Source organism: Hahella sp. NBU794 (genome assembly GCF_050749805.1).
GTDB lineage: Bacteria > Pseudomonadota > Gammaproteobacteria > Pseudomonadales > Oleiphilaceae > Hahella.
In genome coordinates this window covers 6659261-6685454 of sequence record NZ_CP192738.1, presented here as the reverse complement: position 1 = coordinate 6685454, position 26194 = coordinate 6659261, and the positions used below count along the sequence as shown (strand labels likewise).

The 26194-nt window shown below is 56.0% G+C and carries 24 protein-coding genes; 16 read left to right on the top strand and 8 right to left on the bottom strand.

All coding sequences use genetic code 11. The features are described from left to right. The first annotated feature begins 127 nt into the window (after window positions 1-127). A complete protein-coding gene (locus ACQYWX_RS29470; protein ID WP_431687284.1) occupies window positions 128-2071 on the top strand; it encodes an AGE family epimerase/isomerase in 1944 nt (647 codons plus the stop codon). A gap of 66 nt (window positions 2072-2137) precedes the next feature. After that, entirely contained in the window at window positions 2138-2839 is a 702-nt protein-coding gene (locus tag ACQYWX_RS29465) for a DJ-1/PfpI family protein (RefSeq protein ID WP_216736022.1), read from the top strand. Between the two features lie 102 nt (window positions 2840-2941). On the opposite strand, the gene ACQYWX_RS29460 is transcribed toward ACQYWX_RS29465, so the two are convergent. Next, on the bottom strand, window positions 2942-3925 hold the full coding sequence (locus tag ACQYWX_RS29460) for a lipin/Ned1/Smp2 family protein (protein WP_431687283.1): 984 nt from the start codon (window positions 3923-3925) through the stop codon (window positions 2942-2944). Between the two features lie 426 nt (window positions 3926-4351). On the opposite strand from ACQYWX_RS29460, the gene ACQYWX_RS29455 reads away from it, so the two are divergent. After that, the gene (locus ACQYWX_RS29455; RefSeq protein ID WP_216736024.1) at window positions 4352-4669 is read left to right on the top strand and encodes a hypothetical protein; all 318 of its coding nucleotides are present in this window, start codon (window positions 4352-4354) and stop codon (window positions 4667-4669) included. A 122-nt stretch (window positions 4670-4791) separates the two neighbouring features. Here the strand turns inward: ACQYWX_RS29455 and ACQYWX_RS29450 are convergent, their stop codons facing one another. After that, window positions 4792-5763 carry a helix-turn-helix transcriptional regulator gene (locus ACQYWX_RS29450; protein ID WP_431687282.1) on the bottom strand — a complete coding sequence of 324 codons (972 nt, stop codon included), beginning with the start codon at window positions 5761-5763 and terminating at the stop codon, window positions 4792-4794. 104 nt (window positions 5764-5867) lie between these two features. Here ACQYWX_RS29450 and ACQYWX_RS29445 point away from each other — a divergent pair, with 104 nt between their 5' ends. From ACQYWX_RS29445 to ACQYWX_RS29420, 6 genes are all read left to right on the top strand, one after another. Then, complete coding sequence (locus ACQYWX_RS29445; RefSeq protein ID WP_431687281.1) at window positions 5868-6521, top strand: glutathione S-transferase family protein; 654 nt, start codon at window positions 5868-5870, stop codon at window positions 6519-6521. Between the two features lie 140 nt (window positions 6522-6661). Continuing rightward, complete coding sequence (locus ACQYWX_RS29440; RefSeq protein WP_431687280.1) at window positions 6662-7210, top strand: 2OG-Fe(II) oxygenase; 549 nt, start codon at window positions 6662-6664, stop codon at window positions 7208-7210. Window positions 7211-7243: 33 nt separating this feature from the next. Then, window positions 7244-7471, top strand: coding sequence for a hypothetical protein (locus ACQYWX_RS29435; protein WP_431687279.1), 228 nt, complete (start codon window positions 7244-7246; stop codon window positions 7469-7471). A 67-nt stretch (window positions 7472-7538) separates the two neighbouring features. Next, window positions 7539-8351, top strand: coding sequence for a DUF2310 family Zn-ribbon-containing protein (locus ACQYWX_RS29430; protein ID WP_431687278.1), 813 nt, complete (start codon window positions 7539-7541; stop codon window positions 8349-8351). 37 nt (window positions 8352-8388) lie between these two features. Next, on the top strand, window positions 8389-9207 hold the full coding sequence (locus tag ACQYWX_RS29425) for a DUF2310 family Zn-ribbon-containing protein (RefSeq protein ID WP_431687277.1): 819 nt from the start codon (window positions 8389-8391) through the stop codon (window positions 9205-9207). A 113-nt stretch (window positions 9208-9320) separates the two neighbouring features. Then, window positions 9321-9776: a DUF4124 domain-containing protein gene (locus ACQYWX_RS29420; RefSeq protein ID WP_431687276.1), complete on the top strand. Its 456-nt coding sequence runs from the start codon at window positions 9321-9323 to the stop codon at window positions 9774-9776. A 19-nt stretch (window positions 9777-9795) separates the two neighbouring features. On the opposite strand, the gene ACQYWX_RS29415 is transcribed toward ACQYWX_RS29420, so the two are convergent. Further along, window positions 9796-11739 (bottom strand): methyl-accepting chemotaxis protein, encoded by a 1944-nt coding sequence (locus ACQYWX_RS29415; protein WP_431687275.1) that lies wholly within the window; start codon window positions 11737-11739, stop codon window positions 9796-9798. Window positions 11740-11888: 149 nt separating this feature from the next. Next, window positions 11889-12851 (bottom strand): isoaspartyl peptidase/L-asparaginase family protein, encoded by a 963-nt coding sequence (locus ACQYWX_RS29410; RefSeq protein ID WP_279501141.1) that lies wholly within the window; start codon window positions 12849-12851, stop codon window positions 11889-11891. A 140-nt stretch (window positions 12852-12991) separates the two neighbouring features. Here ACQYWX_RS29410 and ACQYWX_RS29405 point away from each other — a divergent pair, with 140 nt between their 5' ends. Then, window positions 12992-14170 carry a hypothetical protein gene (locus tag ACQYWX_RS29405; protein ID WP_431687274.1) on the top strand — a complete coding sequence of 393 codons (1179 nt, stop codon included), beginning with the start codon at window positions 12992-12994 and terminating at the stop codon, window positions 14168-14170. Here ACQYWX_RS29405 and ACQYWX_RS29400 read toward each other — a convergent pair. After that, the gene (locus ACQYWX_RS29400) at window positions 14167-15348 is read right to left on the bottom strand and encodes an ABC transporter substrate-binding protein (RefSeq protein WP_431687273.1); all 1182 of its coding nucleotides are present in this window, start codon (window positions 15346-15348) and stop codon (window positions 14167-14169) included. The two genes, ACQYWX_RS29405 and ACQYWX_RS29400, sit on opposite strands and share 4 nt — an antisense overlap. Before the next feature lie 256 nt (window positions 15349-15604). Here ACQYWX_RS29400 and ACQYWX_RS29395 point away from each other — a divergent pair, with 256 nt between their 5' ends. From ACQYWX_RS29395 to oadA, 5 genes are all read left to right on the top strand, one after another. Beyond that, on the top strand, window positions 15605-16966 hold the full coding sequence (locus tag ACQYWX_RS29395) for a CmpA/NrtA family ABC transporter substrate-binding protein (protein WP_431687272.1): 1362 nt from the start codon (window positions 15605-15607) through the stop codon (window positions 16964-16966). A gap of 48 nt (window positions 16967-17014) precedes the next feature. Next, the gene (locus tag ACQYWX_RS29390) at window positions 17015-18031 is read left to right on the top strand and encodes an ABC transporter permease (RefSeq protein ID WP_431687271.1); all 1017 of its coding nucleotides are present in this window, start codon (window positions 17015-17017) and stop codon (window positions 18029-18031) included. A 40-nt stretch (window positions 18032-18071) separates the two neighbouring features. Next, window positions 18072-18953: an ABC transporter ATP-binding protein gene (locus tag ACQYWX_RS29385; RefSeq protein WP_431687270.1), complete on the top strand. Its 882-nt coding sequence runs from the start codon at window positions 18072-18074 to the stop codon at window positions 18951-18953. 145 nt (window positions 18954-19098) lie between these two features. Next, window positions 19099-20571: an acetyl-CoA carboxylase biotin carboxylase subunit gene (locus ACQYWX_RS29380; protein WP_279501148.1), complete on the top strand. Its 1473-nt coding sequence runs from the start codon at window positions 19099-19101 to the stop codon at window positions 20569-20571. 15 nt (window positions 20572-20586) lie between these two features. Beyond that, complete coding sequence (oadA, locus tag ACQYWX_RS29375; RefSeq protein WP_431687269.1) at window positions 20587-22383, top strand: sodium-extruding oxaloacetate decarboxylase subunit alpha; 1797 nt, start codon at window positions 20587-20589, stop codon at window positions 22381-22383. A gap of 109 nt (window positions 22384-22492) precedes the next feature. On the opposite strand, the gene ACQYWX_RS29370 is transcribed toward oadA, so the two are convergent. Continuing rightward, window positions 22493-23554, bottom strand: coding sequence for a patatin-like phospholipase family protein (locus tag ACQYWX_RS29370; RefSeq protein ID WP_431687268.1), 1062 nt, complete (start codon window positions 23552-23554; stop codon window positions 22493-22495). Between the two features lie 19 nt (window positions 23555-23573). After that, window positions 23574-23888, bottom strand: a complete 315-nt coding sequence (locus ACQYWX_RS29365) for a hypothetical protein (RefSeq protein ID WP_216736041.1) — start codon at window positions 23886-23888, stop codon at window positions 23574-23576. A 188-nt stretch (window positions 23889-24076) separates the two neighbouring features. Here ACQYWX_RS29365 and ACQYWX_RS29360 point away from each other — a divergent pair, with 188 nt between their 5' ends. Then, on the top strand, window positions 24077-25129 hold the full coding sequence (locus ACQYWX_RS29360; RefSeq protein WP_431687267.1) for a PLP-dependent cysteine synthase family protein: 1053 nt from the start codon (window positions 24077-24079) through the stop codon (window positions 25127-25129). 41 nt (window positions 25130-25170) lie between these two features. Here ACQYWX_RS29360 and ACQYWX_RS29355 read toward each other — a convergent pair whose 3' ends face one another. After that, the gene (locus ACQYWX_RS29355; RefSeq protein ID WP_253938215.1) at window positions 25171-25971 is read right to left on the bottom strand and encodes a class I SAM-dependent methyltransferase; all 801 of its coding nucleotides are present in this window, start codon (window positions 25969-25971) and stop codon (window positions 25171-25173) included. Window positions 25972-26194 lie beyond the last annotated feature (223 nt).

Here is a 26194-nt window from a genome sequence, read left to right as displayed (position 1 = left end):
CAGACCGGTTCAGCCGGTGAAAACAGGCAGTTTTCAGGCGCTTCCAGGGAGATGGAGCGATAGGGATTTTTGTTTATAGCACATTGGTAGTTGTTGACGTTAAACGAAAAGAAAACGAAAGAATAATATGTTTAAGAAGAAGATACTGGCCTGCGTTGTTACTGCTTCACTCTCTCCATTACTTTTCACATCCAGCCTGGCCGTGGCGGCGAATGAGCCGCAGGCGGCAAGCGCTGTAGTCTCTGCGTCATCCATGGCGGAACGCACGGGATTTACTTTTTCCGATCTGGTCGCCGGTTACGTGAACGGATATGACCGCACGAATAAGACCTTCGCCATGAAAACCCGCAATGGCCACGAGCTGTCCGTGAAAATCGGCGATAACGCTTATGCGGAATTCGTGCGTAACCTCGGGGAGGAGTTCAAGAACGCCACGGATAAGCTGGACGTCATGCTGACCCAGGGCCGCTACGTATACGCCTATGGCGTGTTTTATCCCGATGGCGGTCAGTATGCTCTGGAAGCGACCCATCTGGTTTTCCCCACAAGTCAGGATAACCAATACGTCTTTGAACAAAGCGACTGGTGGAGCCGTCAGATCCGTGAACTGGCGGATTTTTATCTGCAGGCGGAGTTTGGCGATGGTCCCATCGATTACACACGCTATCGCACCAACCTGTCTCTTGAAGGGGATAAACTGGGTGACGGCATTCAGGAAGCTGCCACCTTATCGCGCCTGATATACGGTTTCGCCACCGCGTACATGATGACGGGGGAGGATCGCTACTGGGAGGCGGCGCAGAAGGGAACAGCATACCTGCGCGCCAACTTTCAGGTGAACAAGGGCGAGCAGTTCTATTGGCTGCATGCGTTGGACGTTAATGGCAAAAACGGCGTTGAAACCTTTGCGGGCTCGCGTTTTTCCGACGATTACAACGCCATTCCCTGTTACGAGCAGATCTATGATCTGGCGGGACCGGTGCAGACCTACCGCATCACCGGCGATAGCGCCATTCTGCAGGATGTGGAGAAAACGCTCGCTCTGTTTGAAGATCGCTATCGGGACAAGAGCGCTCAGGGCGGCTATTTTTCCCATATCGACTCAAGCACGTTCAGTCCTCATGCGGAGTCTCTGGGCGATAATCGCAGCAAGAAGAACTGGAATTCCGTCGGCGATCACGCGCCAGCGTATCTGATCAACCTGTGGCTGGCCACCGGCAGGACGGAATACGCCGACTTTCTGGAAGATACCTTCGACACTATCGTCGCCCGCTTCCCCAGCGTGAGCGAGAGTCCCTTCGTCAACGAGCGCTTTTTCGCGGACTGGTCCGTGGACGCCGGCTACAAATGGCAGCAGGATCGGGCGGTGGTCGGCCATGATCTGAAAATCGCCTGGAACCTGATGCGCATGAACAACCTGCGCCCGAAGGCGTCCTACTCCGAGCTGGCGCAAACCCTGGGCGACGCCATGCCGAAATACGGCGCGGACTTGCAGCGCGGCGGCTGGTATGACGTGGTGGATCGCAAGCGTGATGACGGTCAGAGTCAGCACCGTTTCGCTTTCCATGATCGCAAAGCCTGGTGGCAGCAGGAGCAGGGCATTCTGGCCTATCAGATTCTGGCGGGCGTGACTGGCAATCCTGACTATCTGCAACTGGCGCGGGAATCTTCCGCTTTCTACAACGCCTGGTTCCTGGATCGCGCAGACGGCGGCGTGTACTTCAACGTATTGGCGGGCGGACAGCCCTATGTGGAAGGGATGGAACGCAGCAAGGGCAGCCACTCCATGGCGGGATATCACGCGTTTGAGTTGGCCTATCTGTCGGCGGTGTACAACAAGCTGCTGATTCTGAAGCAACCCATGGATCTTTACTTCAGGCCGCAGGCGAACGGTTTTACCGGAAACCTGTTGCGAGTGCAGCCGGACATCCTGCCCCAAGGCAGCGTGAAGATCGACAAAGTGTGGGTGAACGGCGAACTCTATGAGGATTTCGACCCCGCCAACCTGACGGTGACGCTGCCTCGCGATCATCAGGAAATGAGCGTCAAAGTCAGGCTGACGCCCGCCTGATGCTCTCTACGAGCGCCCTGTGTGCGGGGCGTTCGTCCGCATATTTGGATAGAAAGGAATTAACCCATGTTTTTAAGATCGACGACCCTACTGCTGGCGGCGCTGACGCTGTCCGCCTCGCTTTTTTCTTCCGCTTCCTCAGTAGAAATACCGCAAGTCACAGTGCAGACGCCGCCGGTGACGGGGGACTACAAAGGCAAAATCGGCGTGCTGGTGGAAGAACATTTTGATGAAACCGAGCTGGTGGCGTTCCAGCAATATTTTCCCGCCCACGGCTACGAAGTGGTGTTCATGTCATACTTGTGGGGGCAGTCTGAGCTGACTTTTAACGGCAACGATCACCAGCGCCAAGTGGTGGTGAAGACGGATATCACTCAAGCGGATCTGTCGCAATATGCTGGCGTTATCCTGATCGGCGGCTACGCCATGGATCGCCTGCGCTATCAAACCGAGCTGAGCGAAGATGGTGTTTCCCATGCCCCGGCGGTGGAGTTTTTGCGCCAGATTATTGCCACCGATCGCATCAAAATCGGCGCTATATGCCACTCGCTCTGGTTATTCACGGCAGATCCAGCTCTGCTGCAGGGTCGTAAGGTCACCGCCGCGCACAATATTGTTGCCGATGTCCGTAACGCTGGCGGGATATTGCAGGTAGAGAATAATCAGGCGGTGGACACCTTCGTGGACGGCAATCTGATTACCGGCAAGCACCCGGCGGTGGTGGACGCTTTTATGGAGATTTTTTTGCGGGAGCTGGATAAGTCCTGACGTTCACGGTTTAGGAGGAATAGGAGTTTTCGTTCCCACTCTGATCAGGTGAAAGCAGGGAAGCAAAGGCTTCCCTGCTTATGACTGCTTAGGGATCGTTGACTATCGCCACTCGCATCCCGCGGCGGGCGTTTCCGTCACAACCGTGGAGTAGTGATAGGCGTAATCGCCGTCAATCGCCTGAGTGCCTTCCTGGCCTGCTTCCGGCCCGATGATGTAAGTCTCGGCCTTTGACAAACCGGCGTCGGAGTAGGCCGCGATATCGGTGGCGGCGTTACCGTAGGCGCGCACGATATCCAACTGCACGTCATTCAGCAGGTGGCGGATATAAGCGGTTTTATAGGCCTGAGTTTGTGGGCTGGCGGGGTTTTCCGCGTTGCTGTCCGTGCGCAGGTGCCATTGAAACAGGCCTTTGGTGTTGAACCAGTTGCGGGTGGTTTTGGCCATCCAGTACTGGCGACCGGTGAGATACACCACTTGATAGCCTTTCTCCACATAGTCCCACACCACTTCCGCCGCGTAGTTGTGCATTTCCGCAGTGTCTGTGCCCAGGTAGTCGCCAATGGCTTCGAAGTCGTTGAGGGTCAGCGTGCCGTCGATGTCGAAAAGCACGGTTTTACGGCCGGGTTGCACCACCGTCAGGTAACCGGATGCTTCCGTCTGGTCGCCTTCCACCACCATGCGCACCACATAATCGCCTTCAGGCTTGTTGATGTTGACGTAAATCTTGCCGTCGCTATTGGTGCGATGTTCTCCCAGGTATTCCCAACCGGACATGCCGGTACCGTAGACGTAGACATGAATGTCCTCGTCCTCCAGATCTTTGTGGAACAGGGCGGAGTAATCGAATTTGCCCACCATGGTGGCGGAGTCGCCGGCTTTGACGATCTGGTCATGGACCATATGGAACGGCTTGTTCAAGGAAGCGAGCAGACGGTTTCCCCAGTGGTGAAACGACTTCTGCGCCGGCTTTTGCAAACCGGGCGCGTGCAGCACGCTGTCGTAGTCAGGGCAATATTCAGCGTTAGCGGTCAGGCTGAGCGAAGCGGCGAGCAAGCCGCCAGTCAGAAATGAGAGTTTATGCATGATTTTAAAGAGTCCTTTTCTAATTATTGTTCAATGAGGCATCCCCATTTCATCCTGTTCAGTAAATGGGGTGTGAACGCGGCCCTAATTTTTCACAGCAATATGAAAAACTGGTTAAAGCCGTCGGGAAATTGTGCATGCTGAGGAAGGCGTGGAGTATCCCTAATACAGACTATATCCGATGGGGTTTGGGTGGTTTTTACAGGATATTGTGGGCATATCCCTCATCATGAAAACGCCAACTGGTCGAGCCTTTTGTGAGCGCTCGGACTTATGCCCGATTGCAACGAAATGATGGAATTTTGTAATTTAATGGATAATTGGGATCTTGTGGTCACTTTAGCAACAAATAATACCTAGAGATGCCGGTGCGGAAGGTATATATTTTGGAATGTAAAGCGTACTCGTCAGCAGGAGGGGAAGGCTGTGTTGAATAAAGTTGTAAAGATGGGCGCACTCGCCTCATTGTTGGTTATTTCCGCGTTTAGCTCTGCGGCTCCGAATGAGGGCGGTATGGTATACAGCGGATATGTATACAAGTTTGATAAAGGCTCTCATAGCCTGGGCTTGGTCAGGGCTTGGTCCACCTTTAACAAAGACTCCGACGTCAAAATGGTGAAGCTGGATTCCAGCTTGAAGTTTGACGGTCTTACAGAAGGGACCAAGATCGAATACAAGCTTGGCGATAGCTTCAGTGCGAACGAGCGGATTGTTGAGTACTGGAAAGCCAATCCAGATTCCTGATACCGTCTTTGTTTAAGCGGGTTTGATTGAAAGCTGCTGACCATCAGGGGAGCAGCTTTTTTGTTTTCAAGGTTCCATTTCCTCTTAATGTCTGGGATAGAATAGTTACTCTATATAAAGTTCTACTTTGATTGCGCATACAACTGCGCCATCTCCTCTGCGATACTCGCCATTTTTTCCCGCAACTCCGGTGGTTCCAGCACTTCCAGATCAGCGCCGAACCGCAATAATTCCACACAGGCCTGACGCAGGGCGCCAACGGGTAGTTTGGCTTTACGCCAGCCTTGTGCGTCTGGAGTGGAGTCTAACAAGGTGGCGGCGCGCACATAGGGCGAGTTGAGCGCGTCCATCATCCAGACGCCTTTTTCAGATAGGCGCACTTCAGCGACATAGGTGTGCAGCTCCTCTTCCAGGCGGAGGGTATTGGCGCGCCAATAAGCGGCCAGATCGAATTCCACTGGGCGTTCAAAACGAGTGGTTGAGACGCTTAACTCCTGAATGCGGGAAATGCGATAGGTGCGGAGATCGCCATCGACTTGCGCCACCAGATACCAGGAGCCGCTTTTCAAGACAACGCCAAGTGGTTCGGCGCGACGTTGTTTTTCTCCTTTCCAGCTTTGGTAGCGCATCTCGATAGTTCGCTGTTCCCAGACTGCCTGGGTGATGTCCCGGAGGAGATCTGGATGTTCTGACTCCGCGAACCAGGCGGGGGCGTCCAGATGAAACCGGGATTGCATGCGCTCCGCCCCGGAACGCATTTCCTGGGGTAGAGCCGCTAACAGCTTAGTCTGGGCGGCGGAGACGGCGGCGCCCAGACCCATATCGTTGGCTGGACCGGATAAACCTGTCAGGAACAGGGCCTCAGCCTCTTGCGACGACAGTCCGTTGAGCCGGGTGCGGTAGCCGTCCAGAAGACGGTATCCGCCCTCGGCGCCTCGCTCGCTATAAACCGGGATGCCCAGTGCGCTCAGGGTTTCTATATCGCGGTAGACCGTGCGCAGAGACACGCCACACTCCTTCGCCAGCACCGGCGCGGTGGTCTGGCCGCGGGCTTGAAGGGTCATAAGGATGGTCAGGAGACGGCTGGCGCGCATAACAAACCTGCTGCAAATTTTTTATTTTAAACCTGACAAAAGTTGACAGGTATGGGGTCGTATTATGCCACTGAGTTTATTTCCCAACCAAAAGGATATGCGTCATGGCTTCTGATTCGAAAATCACGTTGTTTCATTGTCCCCAGACCCGCTCCACGGGCTCCATGGTATTGCTGGAGGAGCTGGAGGCGGCTTATGAAGTGAAACTGATCAACATCCGCAATGGCGACAATCGCCGAGACGAGTATTTGCAGGTGAACCCCTTGGGCAAAGTCCCTGCACTGCAGCATGGCGATGCGCTGATCACGGAGCAGGTGGCGATTTTTCTTTATCTTGCTGACTTGTTTCCACAGGCAGGTCTGGCCCCAGCGTTGAATGATCCATTGCGCGGGCCTTATTTACGCTGGATGGTGTATTACGCCAGCTGTTTTGAGCCGGCGGTGGTGGACAAAGCGATGCAAAGAGACCCCGCGCCGCGGGACACCAGTCCCTATGCGGATTATGACGTCATGTTGAACGCCATCGTCGAGCGTATCGCCAGCGGGCCCTATATTCTGGGCGAGAAGTTCTCGGCGGCGGATGTATTGTGGGGAATGGCTTTCCACTGGTGTACTCAGTTTGGTTTGGTTCCGCGCACGGAGGTCATCGACGCTTATATAAAACGCGTCACCGGTCGCCGCAGTTTCAGCGAGGTGCTGGCCAAAGACGCGGAGATAGCGGCGCAACTGCAGGCGAAAACGGAAGCATCGGCAGACTGATTACCCTGCTTATTTCTCATCCTATCGCCGCCCTTTGTGGGCGGCTTATGCGTATGGTTTTCCCTGTCCGCCACAGGATAATACAGACTCCTACGCCCATTAGGGCATTCGCCGCGTAGTCATAGGAGTGAGTTGGCGACATGAAAAAAATCGAATACGGCGCAGGCGTTTTCGCCATTCAAGGGTTTCTAACGGCGCCAGAGTGCGACGCTTATATTTCCGACAGTGAAGCGATGGGATACGACGAAGCGGAGATTCAAACCGCGCGCGGATCGCAGATGTACAAAGATATCCGTAATAATGATCGCGTTATTTTTGACGACGCCGTCATGGCGGATAATATCTTCAACCGAATCAAAGCCATGCTGCCGCAGGAGTTGGACGGTTGGGAACTGATCGGCTTGAACGAACGCTTGCGCTTCTATCGCTATGAACCCGGCCAGTACTTCAAATGGCATCGCGACGGCTCATACGCCCGCAGCGAGAAAGAAGCGAGTCTACTGTCATTCTTGATCTTTCTGAATGAAGACTACGAAGGCGGAGAAATCGCCTTCCGCTGGGACAAAATCAAACCCGAAAAAGGCTCCGTGGTAGTATTTCCCCATGCCACAATGCATCAAGGCTCCACCGTCGAAAGCGGCGTTAAATATGTGCTGCGCACGGATGTGATGTATCGGGAAGTGGCCTAGCCTTCATACTCTTCAAATCTAAGTGGTATTCCGATGGAAGATTTAGTTGTTCTTCTCCTTAAACTGCTGGGCTTCGTTGCTGAGGCTGTGTTCTATATCGTGATGGAGTTTCTGATCAAGGGCCCGGGGTATCTGATCCATCGGCTATTCGCCGGTAAACATGCCGACCCGGAAGGGTTGTTTGCATTCGTATTTGGGATATTGTTCTGGGTCGTCGTGGGGTTTGCTTGTTATTTCGTCTATAAAGCGTTTTACATTTAGCTATTGAATTAATATCCCATTCTGTCCGTTATTGCCTTTCTATCTCGCGCTCTTCGGGAAAATAATCGTGCTGTATAAAGTAAGCTTAAGACCTGATGCTTCTAAGAATTTTGATGTGAAGGAAGCCCGAGAGCTTCTCGAAAGCTATCTCGCGGCCATGCTGAAAAATGGTCAAATATTCGAGGATTCTAATATTGCTTTTCATAATGGAGCTTTGAATGCGTACGTTAATCTCCAGGGTTCGCAAGCCATGTTGCTCAAACATCACAGCCAGTTTGGGCTGGATTGCTTGAGAAAGATAGACGCATTTTTCAATTCTTCTCCACACTGGGAGTGTTTGGATGATGTGCTGGAAGAAGAATTTGATTGGCGTACTTCTTCGTCGCTGATTCTAGCCACTGATATGTTTGCTGAAGGGGCTTCTCTACGGAGAGAAGGTGATGGCAAAGGGGTTCCGCTTTATCACCTTCCTGTGTCTGACGAAGTCAGGGAAAATATTTACCGTTGGAACTTGTCGTATCAAGCTCATGATCAGCTCTGGATATATAGCGGCTCTCTTGAAATACCCGCTTACAAGGAGATGACGGATGTTAATAGCGAACTGTCCGAGATGGGAAGGGAATACTGCCGACTAATAGAGTTGGCGACTGATCTGCCTACCTATTATTTTCTGTATCGTTATTGGGGGCGTGGCCAGGATGAAGCGCATCGCAAATGCCCGGGCTGCGGTGGCCGTTGGCGTACTTCAGAGCCGCTTGATGGACGACGCGAATACTGGCTTTTCCCATTCAAATGTGACCCTTGCCGTCTTGTTTCCGGCGCAGGCGTCGAAATGGATGATGACGACCTCGCACTCATTGGCGAGTGGACAGGCCGATAGTTATTAGGAGCGCTTAAGCGCTGGTAAGGAGAGGGTCTTGATTCTGCGTAAAGTAACCTTTGGTTCGCTGGTTAATGATGATAAAGATGAGGCGCTGGAGCTGGCGTTCAGCTTTCTCTCTACGCTTGCACATAATGGGCAAGTGAATGTAGACGATTATGTTTGTGCAGTTCAGCAAGGCATTGTTTGCGCATATGTTAATACACTTGGACCAAGCGCCACGGAGCTGAGGTTTTATAACCGTTATGGTTTGAGTTTATTGGAAGGGCTTAAACGGTATTTTGGCGGTGAACCGGTTTGGGAAACGTTGGAAGATAACGCGCCAAGGAAGGAAGCCTCATGGAAAGGCGCGCCATTCCTGTACCTGCATACAATCGATAATGACGGCGAGTCGCCGTTATATCGGGGCGACAATGGAGAAAATATCACCCTGTACACCGTTCCTTGCGATGCAGACGAACGTGAGCAGGCTTATTTCTGGCAGCGGAATTACCGCCAGTGTGACTCGATTTGGATGAGATCCGCCGTGCTTGAGTCAGAAACCTACAAGGAGCTTGCCGACGTCAATAGTGCGCTGACTTTGGCTGGGAAGGAAGTTTGCCGGCTCATTGAACACGCTACCGGCGTACCTACGTACTACTTTCTCTTTCGGTATTGGGGCCGACGCAAAAATGAGGAAAAACGCAGGTGTCCGGGGTGCGGTGGAGATTGGCGGACAGGTCATTCTATTGAGAGGAACAGCGACCTCTGGTTATTCCCCTACCAATGCGGACCCTGCAGGCTGGTCGGCAGTCACGCGTTAGCGGATGACGATGAGCGTCGTGCTTCCATTGGTGAATGGAAGGGCGATAAGTAGGCGTTTGGCGTGTGTTTCCGCGTTTATTTGTATCCTGGGATTGATGGTCTATTCTGGTTAGTTTGTAAGGCTGCTCGTTAGGAGCGGCGTGGACTGAGCCTTTGGAGTTGGAAATGCGGAAGTTGGCGGTGATTTTCTTGTTGTGTTCAGGGATGGCGAATGCGGGTATCTATAAGTGTACGGATGCGTCGGGCAATATGACGTTTTCGGATCGTCCCTGTCCGGGGCAGAAGCAGGAGCAAATCAAAAAGGATGCGGCGCCTGTTGCTACAGACGATGAGGGTTCTGCGTCCGGGGAAGCATTGGGGGCTGATTTCTGTTCTAAATCCATCAGCAATGGCAAAGACTGGCTGTCGAGCATGCGCGACGTCGCCAGGAAAAACCTGAACTCCGGCCACATGACGCAGGCGCAATATGATCAGGGCATGCCTGAATTGAAGCGCATCGAAAGCAAGTTGACCCAGCGCGAATGCTCGCAGGCAAAAGGCAAGCAGCGCCAGTTCTTCGAGTGTATCAATGACGCGTCCAATCACATCGCCCAGTGCATGAGCACCTATCGGCCTTATTAATCCCTTAAAACGTCGGGCGTCACACTACAAATTCAGACACCTGCCGCCGCAAGTCCGACACGGACTGCTGGATACTGGCTCCGGCCTGGGCGGATTCGGCGGCGGACTGCTGGGTGCGCTCTGACGCGTCGGCGATATTGACGATGTTGCGGTTGATCTCCTCCGCAACGCCGCTCTGTTCTTCCGCCATTGAGGCGATCTCGGTAGTGCGATCGTACAGACCAATCACCAACTGGTTGATGTTCTCCAGGCTGCTGTCCGACTCGGTGAACGCCTCGCTGGAGCGTTTGGCCCGCTCTGAGGCGGCGCTGATGGAGCGCACGGCGCTCTGACTGCCGGTTTGCAGGCTGTCTATGCGGTTTTGAATCTCTGTGGTGGACTGCTGGGTTTTATTGGCGAGGGTGCGCACTTCATCCGCCACCACGGCGAAACCGCGGCCGCTGTCTCCCGCCCGCGCAGCCTCGATGGCGGCGTTAAGCGCGAGCAGGTTGGTCTGTTCGGCGATGGTGCGTATCACCAGCAATACGGAGCCGATTTCTTTGCTGTGAGAGTCGAGTTGATTGACCACTTCTTCCGCGTTGCTCATCTCTGATTGCAGCGAGTGCAACATATTACGCAGATTATGCGAGATAGAGCCGGACTTCTTGGTTTCCGACTTGATGTGATCGACATCGTTGGCCACCAGTTGCACATGCTCCGCCACATGATGAATGCTGCTGGACATTTCTGAGATGGCGGAAGAGATCTGTTCGATTTCCTGCTTTTGATGCGCCACGGCTTCATCGGCGTGCTGGGTGTTCTGCTTTAATTCATCAGATTGCGACGAAGCCAGTTCCGCGGATTTATTGACGTTCAACACGATTTTCTGTATCCGCTCGATAAAGACGTTGAGGCCTTTGCCCACGTCGGCGATTTCGTCATTGCCCTGAATTCTCACCCGTTGCGTGAGGTCCGCCTCACCCTCGGCGATGTTCCAGATGGCTTTGCTCAGCACATCCACCTTCAACACCACCCGCACGCCCAGCACCAGGGATATCAGTACGACCAAAATAACTCCCGCTGCAAGAGAAGCTGTGGTCAGACTGCCGATTAACGACTCCGCCCCTTCGCGAATCTGCAGGACGGCGGAAGAGATGGATTCGTCCGTTTGCGTTTCGGTGTTTTTCAGAGATAACCGTAGCGCCTCTGATACCCGCGACAATTCACTGCCGAGCACATTGGCCACCGCCACTTTGCTCTGGTTGGTAAGATCTGAGAACTGGCCTTTCAGGCGCTCCATCTGACCGTCGATGCGGGAAGTGCTGACGCCAACCACGAACTGGCCGATCACGGCGCCCTGGGGCGCGATATCCGTACGAATGACGACGATGCCGGGATCTTTTTCCGCCGCATCGATGACCTTGGCCAGCGAGCCTTTGCCTTCGCCCTGTTTGATCAGCTCCTGCACTTTCTCATCGGTGCGGTCGACATAGCGGGTCAACTGCTCGGGTTCCTGGCCGAAAAAGCCATAAAAGCCGGCGAATACGATGGAGTCGCTGTTGTCCACCAACTGCGCCAGGCGCGTCAATTCGGGAGTGTCCCGGTCCCAGATAGCGGGGGGGGCGATAGCGGCGACGATGCCGGTGAGGTTCTTAACCCCTTCATCCAGGGTCTGTCGCAAATTCTGGGCGATATCTTTGCGCTGCGTCTCCAACTGCGCGCCCAGCTTGCTCTGTAGTTGCTGTTGGGCGTTGTCGGACATGGTCTGTAATTGCGTGGCGACGGCGCTTTCCGCCGCGCTCAACTCAGTGCTGACCTTCTGGCGGCTGTCACGCAGGCCGGACTCGACCTCTTTGACCAGATTGTTTAACTGAAATTGTCCGAGCAGAATATTGGCGACAATCTGCAGCGCCACCGCAACGCACAACACGATAAGCACCGGCCGCAACAGCCGGGTGGTGAAAAAACGCAGCAATTTAGGCATAGACATCCCCAGAAAGTACTGACAAACGGCGCAAAGCCCCCTCGCGTCCTGACGGAAGAGAAGGGGACTTTTGTCAAAAACCTTCTTTAAGAATAGTCTATCCCACTGTTTTGGCTAAAAATAATGCTAAATCTTACTGGCTTTGACCGTTAAGCCTTACTGGGGCGCACCGCGTCGTCACCGTAGATGCCGGTGAAAACCTCGCCGTCGCCTTCGCTCCAGCCCCGATACATGCCTTCCGTATTAAAATTCAACACCACTGCGCCGGTATGATCGATGGCGATCAATCCGCCTTCGCCGCCTCTTGGCTGCAACTCCTCGAACAACACCTGCTGCGCGCACTGCTGCAGCGATTCGCCAAGATAGCGGTAACGGGCGCACACCTCATGGGCCACGACATGGCGAATAAAGTATTCCCCGTGCCCGGTAGTGGACACGGCGCAACTGCGATTGTCGGCGTAAGCGCCGCAGCCGATCAGCGGAGAATCGCCGACGCGACCGTACTTTTTATTGGTCATGCCGCCAGTGGAAGTGGCGGCGGCCAGGTTGCCAGCCTGATCAAAGGCGACGGCGCCCACGGTGCCGAATTTATAGTCCTCTGCGCCCGGCTCCAGGCTGGGCTTGGCTTTATCCTGGGCCTGGCGCCACTGGCTATGGCGCATGGGCGTGCCGAACCAGGAGTTTTCCACCTGGGGCAATCCCATCGCCTTGGCGAAACGATCAGCGCCTTCACCCGCCAACAGGACGTGTTCGGATTTGTTCATGACCGCGCGGGCCACTGTCACAGGGTTCGGGCTGTTGCGGATGCCCGCCACGGCGCCGGCTTTCAGGGTAGCGCCGTCCATGATGGAGGCGTCCAGCTCATGATCGCCATCATAGTTATAGACCGAGCCTTTGCCGGCGTTGAACCACTCGCTGTTCTCCAACTCGCGCACCGCCGCTTCGACGGCGTCCAGGCTGGTTCCTCCCTGGGCTAATATCTGTTTGCCCGCCATGACCGCCTGCCGCAGGGCGGCGTGTACTTCGTTCTCCTGGTCCTCTGTGAGCATTCCTTTGGACAAGGTCCCCGCTCCTCCATGAATGGCGATCGCGTATCGATTCGGCTGCGTCATAAAAGTTTCCTGGTTTTCTTGATGAAATACTGCTGGCGCCTGGGGTTTTCCCCAGTTATCGCCCCAGGCGGGGCTTGTTTAACTGGAGCGTTTTAACAGCAGATCAATATTCCAATTTTCCAGTCAGGGGATCAATCATCATGTTAAACCTTTGCCGATCGTCTCTCGCCATACGCTATCGGCGCTCTGTGCTGACCATGGCGCTGGCCGTCCTCACTGCGCCTTTGCTGACGCTGTCGTCAGCGCGCGCTGCGGAAGGGCTGGCGGATGTTTATCAACATATTGAGGCCATGCGCATCAGTCGTGAGCTCTGTAACAAGGCGAAATTGTCCGTAGTCAGCGAAGCGACTTTTCGTGAATGGACGGAACGTAATCAGGTGGCGCAAGTTGATGCAGTAGTGAAACGGCGCATTGAGGATAGCGCTAAAGTGGAACACATACTGGAGTCAGCCAAACTCAAACTGCGCCGCTCCCTGGAAAGTAAGATGCCGGGGTTATGTCAGGCGATGGCGGGTGCGATCGCCAGCGATGAATTTAATCTAATCCACAGTTATCCCGCATTTTACCGGACGCTTAAGGCTTCCCCGCAACACGCGGATGCTGCGCAAACCCCCAAGCAAAAAGGAAGTAAGCCTGCGGTGAAGGTGTCCCTTATTTCCGCTGAGATGGATAAGTATCTGAAGCCGGACGGCGGCCCGGATTGGGATGAGGTGGAAAAGGTGGTGCTGACCGACTCGTCGAACGGCTTCAGCCTGATATTTAAACCTCAGCTTCTGTTCAGTAACGGCGATCTGTATCGTGATTTCGACCTGGCGTTGGAAGATCTGGATGTGGAAGCTTCGCGGCGCGTCCGGCCCAGAGCCTGGGGTACTTGGAAGGAGAAGGGCGACACTTACGTCTTTAGCATTCCCGGAGACGATCCTTGGGAGGTTCCCCAAGTTTATCCAGTATGGCCTGCAGACAAGAACGCGAAACTGGAGGGAACCTGGAAAGCCGGTTCAACCATGATCATGCCCAGTGCTGAAATGGGCATGATGGATGTCATCGCCTCAGCGCAAACCATCACTTTCACCCGTGACGGACGCTTTGAGCTGAACCGGTCTTCCGGCGGCTCCGTGGCGTCTGCAGGCGCGGGCGTCTCCACCTACGCTAACGCTGGCGCCGCCGGGAAATATCGCTTGAGCGAATACGCGCTCACCCTCCAGTTCGATGATGGGCGCACCGAGCGCGTCAGCTTCTATCATTTCGACAGCAAGGAAGGCAAATCCTTCACCGTGGTGGGCATCGCTGGCGTCACCTTTATCAAACAGGATGACTAATTGCTTGTCAGCGCCATTTGTTCAATGACGGATTCAAGGGAAAAGTTGTAGGCGGAGATAGCTGGATTCAAGGTCAGGGAATAGCGGGAGAAGTCGACTTTGCGTAACGTCTGTGGATAGTCCTCCAGACGCTTCAGCACGGCGATGATCTTGCCGGCATTACGGTGATTGGCCAGCAGCAGTGGGGTGTGAAATACGCTGGTGGCCACCGGGCGACGCTTACCCTGTAAGTGGTCGAAGGCCAGAATGACCGCCCAGGCGCCTTCGACATAATGGCCGCCGGCGGTGATCGTAAGCGCGCCTTCGCTTACCTGGCGCAGAGAGGTGGGGTTGATGTCATAGGAATTGACCCAGACATCCCGCCCTGGCGTGCGCTGGTATTTCTCCAATGCGGCCAGGACGCCTACGGTTGTGCGATAGTTGGCGGACCAAATAGCGTTGGTGTCAGGAAAGCGCTCCAACAGGCCCATGGTGCGGCTTTCTGCGTCCTCGGCGCTCCAGTCGGTATACACCACCTGATTAAGCGTGACGTCGTCGAATAAGCCTACCGCCGTGCGCAATCCTTTCTCCCGGGCGATGGCCGGGCCATCGGCGGCGAATCCGTTGACGGCGATCATATTGACCCGGCGTCCGGGAGCGCTGGCTCTGACATCGCGAATCAATGCGACAGTGACGGCGGTGGCGGAGCCGATATCGTCCGGCAGCAGCTGGGCGATCCAGTGTTCGAAGCGCTGCTTGGGACTCCCCAACCTTTCTGCGGCTTCTCCTTCTAGGCCGCTGTTATAGAGCACACAAATCACCGGCGAGCTTTCACAGAGGGGGATGAAGGTTTCCGCCGTCTGCAGAAAGTTCGGAAAAATGATGGCGTCGAACTTACGCCGCTCTTTCAGCAGACGCTCGAACTGCCGCAGCATCAGATGGCGGTCGGCGTCGCCGTCCAGCACGTGCAGTTCCACATTCAGATCTTCCGCGGCGCTTTGCGCGAACAGCGCCACCCGGCTCCAAAACGGGGTGTCATTGGGAATCAACAGGGCGAAGCGATATTGCGCAGCGTTTGCTGCGCAGCAATAAAACAGCAGAGCGACCCATAACGACGCGCCTCTGACCACAGATGCCACTCGATACTTGCAATACATGCAGTTTTTGCCGTTCAGCAATTCAAGACAGGAATATGACAAAGTATCGCCTACCTCTGAGGAAAAGCCAAAGCAGTGGAGGCGAGCGGAGTGGTCATTGCTCACTCAAATGGTGCGATATACCGCGGGCATAGTGCATGGTGTTGGGATAACTTGGTGCGTTATACGATTTTCGCCAGCGCCAAAAAAGTGCGCCGTTAAAGTGATTGAATATCAACTAAATGATTTAAAAGATAAAAATCCGCCAATGGTATGAATGTTGGATTGATGTGGTCAGTTCTTAACCTCGGAGCGGACCATGAAAGTCACGATAACGCTAAAGAATCTGGTGAAGGGTATTGTCCTGTCCTGCTGTGTAAGCGGCGCGTTTGCAGCGGAACCGGAGAAGGAAGATCTGAAGTTCGGTTTCATCAAGTTGACGGATATGGCGCCATTGGCGATTGCGCGGGAAAAGGGATTTTTTGAAGACGAAGGTTTGTATGTCGAACTGGAGGCGCAAGCCAACTGGAAAGTGTTGCTGGACCGGGTGATCACTGGTGAGTTGGACGGCGCGCACATGCTGGCGGGGCAACCGCTGGGCGCCACCATCGGCTTCGGCACTCAGGCGCATATTATCACCGCCTTCAGCATGGACTTGAACGGCAACGGCATCACCGTGTCCAACGACGTCTGGCGGGAGATGAAAAAGCATATCCCGATGGAGAACGGCAAACCCGTGCATCCTATCAAGGCGGATTACCTCAAGCCGGTTCTGGAGAAGTATCGGAACGAGGGCAAGCCTTTCAAGATGGGCATGGTGTTTCCCGTCTCCACGCATAACTATGAACTGCGCTACTGGCTGGCGGCGGGCGGGATTCATCCGGGGTATTACGCGCCCCACAGAGGAGACATCACCGGACAGATCAAAGCCGACGCCCTGTTGTCGGTGACGCCGCCGCCGCAGATGCCGTCCACGTTGGAGGCGGGCACGATCTTTGGCTATTGCGTGGGCGAACCCTGGAACCAGCAGGCGGTCTTCAAAGGCATCGGCGTGCCGGTCATCACCGATTACGAGCTGTGGAAAAATAATCCTGAGAAAGTGTTTGGCGTTTCCAAAGCCTGGGCGGATAAATATCCCAACACGCATATCGCCGTGGTGAAAGCGATGATCCGCGCCGCCAAATGGCTGGATGAAAACAACAACGCCAATCGCCCCGAGGCGGTGAAAATCCTGTCCCAATCCAATTATGTTGGTGCGGATTACGAGGTGATCGCCAACTCCATGACCGGCGCGTTTGAGTACGAGAAGGGCGATAAGCGCGCTCTGCCGGACTTCAACGTGTTCTTCCGCTACAACGCGACCTATCCCTACTACTCCGACGCCATATGGTATCTCACCCAGATGCGCCGTTGGGGGCAGATTCCCGACGCCAAGCCTGACAGCTGGTATATGGAAACCGCGAAGCAGGTCTATCGCCCGGATATATACCGCAAAGCCGCGGAAGCATTGATCGCGGAAGGCAAGATGGCGAAATCCGACTTCCCTGATTTCGCCAGTGAAGACGGCTTCCGGCCGCCGCAAGCGGAATTCATTGACGGCGTCGCCTATGACGGACGCCAGCCCAACGCCTATCTCGCCAGTTTCAGCATTGGCTTGAAAGGCGACGAGACGGTGGAATAACGGCCCTGCGTCGGGCGCGCCCGACGCTTCTTGGCGTGAGGACGGAAAATGATGGCTCAAATTTCTCAACGACTGGAAAGCGCCGCCTGGCTGGCGCCCTGGGTGCGTCTGCTGAAAGGGGAAAATCCCCGTGAGCAGGTCTCCGCCATTGTGCGGGGCGTTGGCGTGCCGTTACTGGCTTTTCTGCTGTTTCTCGGCGTCTGGGATGCGGCGGCGTCGCGCATTCAGACCTCTCTGGGCGCGGTGCCGGGGCCGGCGCAAGTCTGGGAGCAGGCGCAAGGGCTCTGGCTGGAGCACCGACAAGAGCGGAAAAAGGCGGAGGCGTTCTATCAACGACAGGAAGAACGCAACGCGAAAAAGCTGGCGCAAGACCCCGCGGCGGACGTGAAGTGGCGCTCCTATAACGGACGTCCGACCTACTTGGACCAGATCGTCACCAGCCTCTATACCGTCTTCGTCGGCTTCAGTCTGGCGGTGCTGATCGCCGTGCCAGTGGGCGTCGTATGCGGGCTTAGCAAAACCATGTACGCGGCGGTCAACCCCCTGATTCAGATCTTCAAACCCGTGTCGCCGCTGGCCTGGCTGCCGTTGGTGACCATGGTGGTGAGCGCAGTCTATGTCACCGACGATCCACTGCTGGAGAAATCCTTCGTCAACTCCGCCATTACTGTCACCTTGTGCTGCATGTGGCCGACCCTGGTCAACACTATCGTGGGCGTGTCCGGACTGGATAAGGACCTGAACAACGTCAGTCTGGTGCTGCGCCTGTCCTGGATGACCAAGGTGCGCAAAGTGGTGCTTCCGTTCGCCGTGCCGATGATCTTCACCGGCATGCGCTTGTCACTGGGGGTGGGCTGGATGGTGCTGATCGCCGCCGAAATGCTGGCGCAGAATCCGGGGCTCGGCAAATTCGTGTGGGACGAGTTTCAGAACGGCAGCTCCAATTCCCTGGGGCGCATCATGGTGGCGGTATTCACCATCGGGATCATCGGCTTTGCGCTGGATCGCGGCATGTTGGCCATCCAGCGGCGCATCGCCTGGGATAAAACAGCGGACATACGCTGAACAAATTGAACCTGTGAGCTTTAACCAAGAGGAGTCGCCTATGTCCGCTGAACATTTGTTGATCGACCATGTCAGCATAGAATTCGATACGCCAAAAGGGAAATTCAAAGCCCTGGATCGGGTCAATCTGCGCATTGCGAAAGGGGAGTTTGTCTCCCTGATCGGGCACTCTGGGTGCGGTAAGTCCACGGTGCTCAATATCATCGCAGGGCTGTTGCAGGCCACGGAAGGCGGCATCGTGCTGGACGGCAAGGAAGTAAACGAGCCGGGGCCGGAGCGGGCGGTGGTGTTTCAGAACCATTCCCTGCTGCCCTGGCTGACCGCCTATGAAAATGTAGAGCTGGCGGTGCGTCAGGTGTTCCGCGGCAAGAAGAATAAGCGGGAAATGAAAGAATGGATTGAGCACAACCTGCGTCTGGCGCATATGGATCACGCCATGCACAGGAAGCCGTCGGAAATTTCCGGCGGCATGAAGCAGCGGGTCGGTATCGCCCGCGCTCTGGCGATGGAGCCCTCGGTGCTGCTGATGGATGAGCCTTTCGGCGCCCTGGATGCGTTAACCCGGGCGCATTTGCAGGACTCCTTGATGGAAATCCAGAATGCGCTTAACAACACGGTCGTCATGATCACGCACGACGTGGATGAAGCGGTGCTGCTGTCGGACCGCATCGTCATGATGACCAACGGGCCGGCGGCGACCATTGGCGAAGTGCTGTCCGTGGACCTGCCGCGTCCGCGTGATCGACTGGCGCTGGCGGATGACAGCCGCTATAACCACTTAAGGGCCGAAGTGCTGCGTTTCCTGCATGAGCGGCGCGGGAATAAAACAGCGCCCGCTGTGGAAGAGGACTCCAGTACAGTGATTGAAAACGGCGTAAAAATGCCCTCTAAGTCGCCGCGAAAGGCGCAGGAAGCGGCCTGATCAGGCCGCTCAGAGAGGCGATTAATAAACTTTATCGACACTATGGCGTTACTTTTCTTCACAGACATACGTATTTCCCGCTAGACTTATCGGCGGCTAAATGACTCTCATTTAGTCACTAAAGAAAAGAAGAGGGATAATTCCAGTGCCTGTAACTTCTACATCATCACAACCACAATCATCATCGAGACCCAAGCTGTCGATCAAAAAAGTATTGATAGCCAACCGCGGCGAGATCGCGGTGCGGGTCGCCCGCGCCTGTCGCGAACTGGGCATTCGGTCTGTTGCGATTTATTCGGAAGCCGACCGCTACGCCTTGCACGTGAAGAAAGCGGACGAGTCTCATTGCTTGGGGTCCGATCCGTTGCAGGGCTATCTCAACCCGCATCAGATCGTGAATCTGGCGGTGGAGACAGGCTGTGACGCGCTGCATCCGGGCTATGGATTTCTCTCCGAAAACGCTGAGCTGGCGGAAATCTGCGCCCAGCGGGGGGTGAAATTTATCGGTCCGAGCGCCGACGTCATTCGACAAATGGGCGATAAAACCGAGGCTCGCAACAGCGCCAAGCGCGCCAGCGTGCCTGTGACTCCCGGCAGCGAAGGCAATCTGAGAGATCTGGAGCACGCGGTGGAAGTCGCCGCGGGCTTAGGCTACCCGGTCATGCTGAAAGCCACCTCCGGCGGCGGCGGACGCGGCATTCGCCGCTGTAACGACGAGAAAGACCTGCGCAGCAACTACCAACGGGTTATTTCAGAAGCCACTAAGGCGTTTGGCCGTGCGGAAGTGTTCCTGGAAAAGTGCATCGTCGACCCGCGCCATATTGAGGTGCAGGTGTTGGCGGACGCCCATGGCGGCGTCGTGCATCTGTACGAGCGGGATTGCTCCATCCAGCGCCGTAATCAGAAACTGATCGAACTGGCGCCCTCGCCGCAGCTCTCCAACGAACAGCGCCACTATGTGGGCGAACTGGCGGTGAAAGTCGCCAGGGAAGTGGGTTACGAAAATGCGGGGACGGTGGAGTTCCTGCTCGATCATGACGGCAGCTTCTACTTCATGGAGATGAACACCCGGGTGCAGGTGGAGCACACTATCACCGAGCAGATCACCGGCATCGACATCGTCAAAACCCAGATCCGCATCGCCGCTGGAGAGCCCCTGCCGTTCCTGCAGGCGGACATCAGCTATCGCGGTTTCGCCGCCCAGTTCCGCATCAACGCGGAAGACCCGAAAAACGGTTTTCTGCCCAGCTTCGGACGCATCAGCCGCTACTACTCTCCCGGCGGCCCGGGCGTACGGACCGATGCGGCGATTTATACCGGTTACACCATTCCTCCTTATTACGATTCCATGTGCGCCAAGCTCATCGTCTGGAATCTGACCTGGGAGGATATGCTGGAGCGCGCCGAGCGGGCGCTGGAGGACATGCAGATTTACGGGATTCGCACGACGATTCCCTACTATCGCGAGATTCTCCGGCATCCTGAGTTCCGCGCGGGAGACTTTAATACCGGTTTCGTCGAAGCCCATCCTGAACTGATCAACTATTCCATCAAACGTCGGCCGGAATCGCTGGCCGCCGCGCTCGCAGCGGCGGTCGCCGCGCAGGCGGGCATGTAAGGGAGCGAATTAAGTATGAGTAAGAAAATAAACATCACTGACGTCATCCTGCGCGACGGCCACCAGTCGCTGATCGCCACCCGCATGCGCACGGAAGATATGCTGCCGGTGGCGGAAAAACTCGACAAAGCCGGTTACTGGTCTCTGGAAGTATGGGGCGGCGCCACGTTCGACGCCTGCGTGCGCTTCCTGAAGGAAGACCCCTGGGAGAGACTGCGTCAACTGCGTAAAGCCATTCCCAACACGCGTCTGCAGATGCTGCTGCGCGGCCAGAACCTGCTGGGCTACAGACACTACTCCGATGACGTGGTGACGGCGTTTGTGGAAAAGGCCGCCAGCAACGGCATCGATGTATTCCGCATCTTCGACGCCCTCAATGACGTGCGTAATCTGGAAACCGCGATTGCGGCGGTGAAGAAAACCGGCAAGCACGCTCAAGGCACGATCTGCTACACCACCAGCCCGGTGCATACCGTCGAGGCGTTTGTGGATCAGGCCAAGCGTATGGCGGATATGGGCGCGGACAGTATCGCCATCAAAGACATGGCGGGTCTGCTGACTCCGCAAGTGACTTTCGACCTGGTCAGCGCGCTCAAGCAATCCCTGAAGCTGCCGATTTTCCTGCATTCCCACTACACCTCCGGCATGGCGTCCATGTGCCAGTTGAAGGCGGTGGAAGCCGGCGTGGATCACCTCGACACCTGTATTTCCTCCTTCGCCGGCGGCACCAGCCATCCGCCCACGGAAACCATTGCGGCGACCCTGAAAGCGGCGGGCTACGAAACCGGTCTGGATATGAAAATTCTGGGTGAAGTGGCGGCGCATTTCCGTGAAGTGCGCAAGAAGTACCACCAGTTTGAAAGCGAGTACAACGGCGTCGACACCAGTGTGCTGATCAATCAGGTGCCCGGCGGTATGATGTCCAACCTGGCCAACCAGTTGAAAGAGCAGGGCGCGCTGGATCGCATTCGCGACGTATTCGCCGAAATTCCACGGGTGCGCGAAGACCTTGGTTATCCGCCGCTGGTGACGCCGACCTCACAGATCGTGGGAACGCAGGCGGTGCTGAACGTGATCACCGGCAAACGCTACGAGACCATCACCAACGAAGTGAAGCGCTATCTGCAGGGCTGGTACGGTCAGGCTCCGGCGGCGGTGAATTTGGAGTTGCAGAAGCAGGCGATCGGCAAAGAAGACGTGATCGACTGTCGTCCCGCCGACCTGTTGCAGCCCGAGTTGCACAAACTGAAAGAAGAAGTGGGCGATCTGGCGGAGTCGGATGAAGATATGCTGACTTACGCCATGTTCCCGGAAGTGGCCAAGCCGTTCCTGCAAGGGCGCAAAGCGGGCACCCTCAAGCCGGAGCCGTTGCAGCCGAAGGCGGACGCCAAAGCGGCGGGCGTGGCGACCGAGTTTAAGATCACCGTTCACGGCGAAACCTACGACATTCATGTCACTGGCGTCAGCCCCGGCAGCGAGAGCGAGCGTCGTTTCTATATGACGGTAGACGGCGAGCCGGAAGAGATCATGATCGAATCCACCGGCGCTTATACGCCGGCTGAAGGCGGCGGCAAGCGTCAGCGTGCTTCCGCACCTGGACATATCACTACCGCCATGCCCGGCAACATTGTCGATGTGCTGGTCAAGGAAGGTCAGACCGTGGCCGTTGGCGACGCGGTGTTGATTATCGAAGCCATGAAAATGGAAACCGAGATCAAAGTCGGCGTCGCAGGCGTGGTGAAAGGCGTTTTCGCCAAGAAGGGCGACCGCGTTACGCCGGGAGAAATCCTGGTGGATATCGAGACCGCCTGATCCCGCCTGTCAGTCATTCGCCGCCGCTGTCCCTGAGGGGGCGGCGGTGGTTTCTCCCCGCCTAGCTTATCCTGACCTTGCCCGTTTCCTCGCCAATAAGCCTCGCTCGTCAGGGTTTGAAGGGCTGAATGTCGTCCAGACCTTTGCCAGTGGCGACCATTTCGTGCAGGGCGTCCGCCATACGCTCGCTTTCCTGCAACACCGTACGCCAGTATTTGAGGCGGCTGTCCGCGTCCAGATGCTTGAAATCATTACGATCGGAGATTTTGCCGTAGGGGAGTTTCGCCACCAGTTCCCTGGACGGCGTCAGCATCAACACGTTGTCATAATGGCGGGGGTCGACGCGTCGATAAGGCAGTTTTTTATCCAGCCAGCCTGGCGTCACCTGCTGACTGAAGTGCGGGTAGAGGACCAGCCCCTGGCTTTGATTAAAAGGCAGATCAAAGTGGTAATCCAGAATACCGCCGTCCCGGTAGACGCCTTTAGGAGCGTCCGTAATGTCGGAAACCCCGGACAGCACCAGCGGAATTGCGCCTGACGCCATGAGGGCCTGCTCCAGATTCTGCGCATGGAGAGGAGCGGTGCGGGTAGGCAGATCCTTTAACTGCAACGCCGGTTCTGCGCCAGTGTGGAACAGCACGCGCTCGAAGAACAATCCCAGCGCTCGCCGGCTTAGCGCATTGGCCCCGGCGGCCAGCGCCAGACCGAATAACTGCAGCCAGACTTTTTCCGAAGCGGCGGGGCCGCGGCAGCGGTCCGCCAGGATATGCGTGCGAATAGTGGGGTGGGCGGCGACTTCCGCTGCGCCATTGGCGCCCAGCGTGGTTTGCACCATCAGTCTGGCTTTGGCGGTGATCTCCGCGACGTCGGGCTTATCGGAATAGCGCTCCTGGGAATAATGCTCCGCCAGCCGGGTAATCGCCGCTACTGGATCGTTCTGGGCGAAGCAGGCCATGCGCCAGGCGCCGGCGGAGGAGCCGATGGTGTGCAGCGGCGTACCGCGATCTTTGAAAAACTCACCAGACAGATACTTATCCAGCCCGAACAGGATGAACCATTTGGGGCCCCCGGACGCTCCCGCCAGCAGATTGAAGTCATTCGCTTTCAGACCGCGATTGCGGATGTGTTGCAAGGCCTTTGGGCCGGCGATCAGGGTTAGGGCGGATGACATGGCGGGCTCCCGTGAAATATCAGTGGGGCATCATGCCAAAGCAGAGGAAGAGCGACAAGCGTGCAGACGCCAGGAAAAAGGGTGGGAGGCCGGCGTTGCGACCGGCTCCCGGGGTGGCGGTTAAGCCTATGCCGTCCCTGGCGACGAAATACTTTTCGCTCCACAGCGCCTGAGCATACGACTTTCCGGTTCCCGGCGACATCTGGGGATAACGCGCGCGCTGCCAATCGCCACGCACGTAGGCGCACAACGGGAACTGGCCGGAAAATTGCTGCAGGATTTGGGAGGGCGCGAATGCTACAGAAAGCCCCTGGCATTTACAAGGAAATCCCATCCGCCGCAGCGGTTAAAATGTCAGCGTTTGTAACTGAATGTAAGATAACGGAACGACTCACTTGCTCTGGTGTATGTTTAATAAGGTTTGGACAAAAAGACTCGACAAATTGAGTAGTGGGTTTAATAGCTGAAGGCTATATACTTATAACTCTGAAAACTAACCACAGAACTAAGAGGTAATCGGGCATGAGTTGGGTCAGTGAGGCGATTCAGAAGATTGAAGCGGATTTCCAACGTTCGGCGGACACGCATTTGATCAAGGTCGATCTGCCCTGCATTCCAGATATTCATCTCTATTTGAAAGACGAATCCACCCACCCCACCGGCAGCCTGAAACACCGCCTGGCGCGCTCCCTGTTTTTATATGGGCTGTGCAACGGCTGGATTCGTGAGGGGACGACGATCATTGAAGCGTCCTCCGGCAGCACGGCGGTGTCCGAAGCCTATTTCGCCCGCTTGCTGGGACTGCCTTTCATCGCGGTGGTGCCGGCGTCCACGTCGCAGCAGAAGCTGGATCAGATTACGTTCTACGGCGGTAAATGCCATAAGGTCAGCACGGGCAGCATTTATGATGAGGCGGAGCGACTGGCGCGGGAAGTCGACGGCCATTATATGGACCAGTTCACTTACGCGGAGCGGGCGACGGACTGGCGCGGCAACAATAATATCGCCGAATCCATTTTCCAGCAGATGCGGGCGGAGCCTTTTCCTATTCCCACCTGGATTGTGATGAGCGCGGGCACTGGCGGCACCTCCGCCACGATCGGGCGCTATCTGCGTTATCAGCAGCACGCCACCCGGCTGTGCGTGGCGGACCCGGAAAATTCGGTGTTCTACGATTACTACCAGACCCGCGATGCGTCGCTGACTCTGACGCAACCCTCCTGCATTGAAGGCATTGGTCGTCCGCGCGTGGAGCCGTCTTTTATCGCTGGTATTGTGGACCGCATGATCAAGGTGCCGGATGCGGCTTCCATGGCGTCGCTAAGCTGGCTGCAGCATTTATTGAATCGTCGTTGCGGCGGCTCCACCGGCACCAACCTGTACGCCACCGTACAATTGCTGGCGGAGATGCGCGCCCGGGGCGAATCTGGTTCAGTCGTCAGTATGATCTGCGACGGCGGCGAGCGTTACCTGGATACTTACTACAACCCTCAATGGCTGCAGGACAAAGGCTTCAACACGGTTCCCTATGAGGAACAACTCAAGCGTTTTGAATGCAGTGGCGAGTTGAACTGAGCGGCTTCCGCCGCAGTGGATGCGGCGGTTCTCATCATCGACTAGCCCGCACAGACGCTATCGTTGACCTGCACGGATGCGGCTCCCAGACTGAGGAATTTGTCGCTGATCACGTTCGGGCGGCGGAATGCGATGTGCAATTCGTCGCTGAGCGATTCCAGATAAAAGCCGTGAGTTTGTAACACGCGCTGCAGACTGCGGCGGGTATGAAACGCCATGTGCGCATTGCGCGGACAGGCGTACCACCAATCCACTCCCTGCATTTCAATATCTCTGGGCTGCAACAGCGTGCTCAGCAGCAGCGCGCCGTTCGGCGCCACCAACGAACATAGCTCTTTGAACAGGTTGTGCTGATCGCTGACATGCTCCACCACTTCGAAGGTGGTGACCAGGTTGTAAATCCGGGAAGGCTTTTTACAGTTGGCGTGATGGTGAGGGTCGTAAGTAGCGCAATCGCTGAAGCCCTGACGACGCAACAGACGTTCCAGATGCCCTTCGCCGCCGCCGAAGTCGAGCAGGGACTCATTCCTTAGATCATCGCCCAGGGCGCGGGTCAGGAATTGCGACAGGCGAGCGGCGCGCTCACCGGCGAAGGGCGGATCGGCTTTCAGGTAGTCGCTGTTGTACACCTGCCGCTCGAAGTCCGCATCGCTCCAATCGTCAAAATAGGGCGTGAACATGAAGCCGCACTCGCGGCAACGGTAGTAATCGACTTGAATGAGGGACGGGGGAAAGACCCGGCGGCCTTCAAAATGATCACTGCCGGATTTGTTGAAGTCCGTGGCTCCCACATAATTCACACCGCCCATGCAGATCCTGCAGGCGTGTACTGCTTTGTCCATAATCGCATCCATTTCTATGCTTATTAGTATCGTCGGCGCTGCCGGAGCGCATCCGACCGACGCCGTCCTGAACCCTTTTTCTTTTTTTGATGGCCTACCCGCACAGCAAGCGCCGCCGCGCGCGCGCCAGCTGCGCCTCAGGCCCGAGGGGCTGCGCCAGCGTGAATAGACCTATGCCGTTAATATAAAACGAAAAGCCGTAAAATATCCAAGTTTCGTTGGA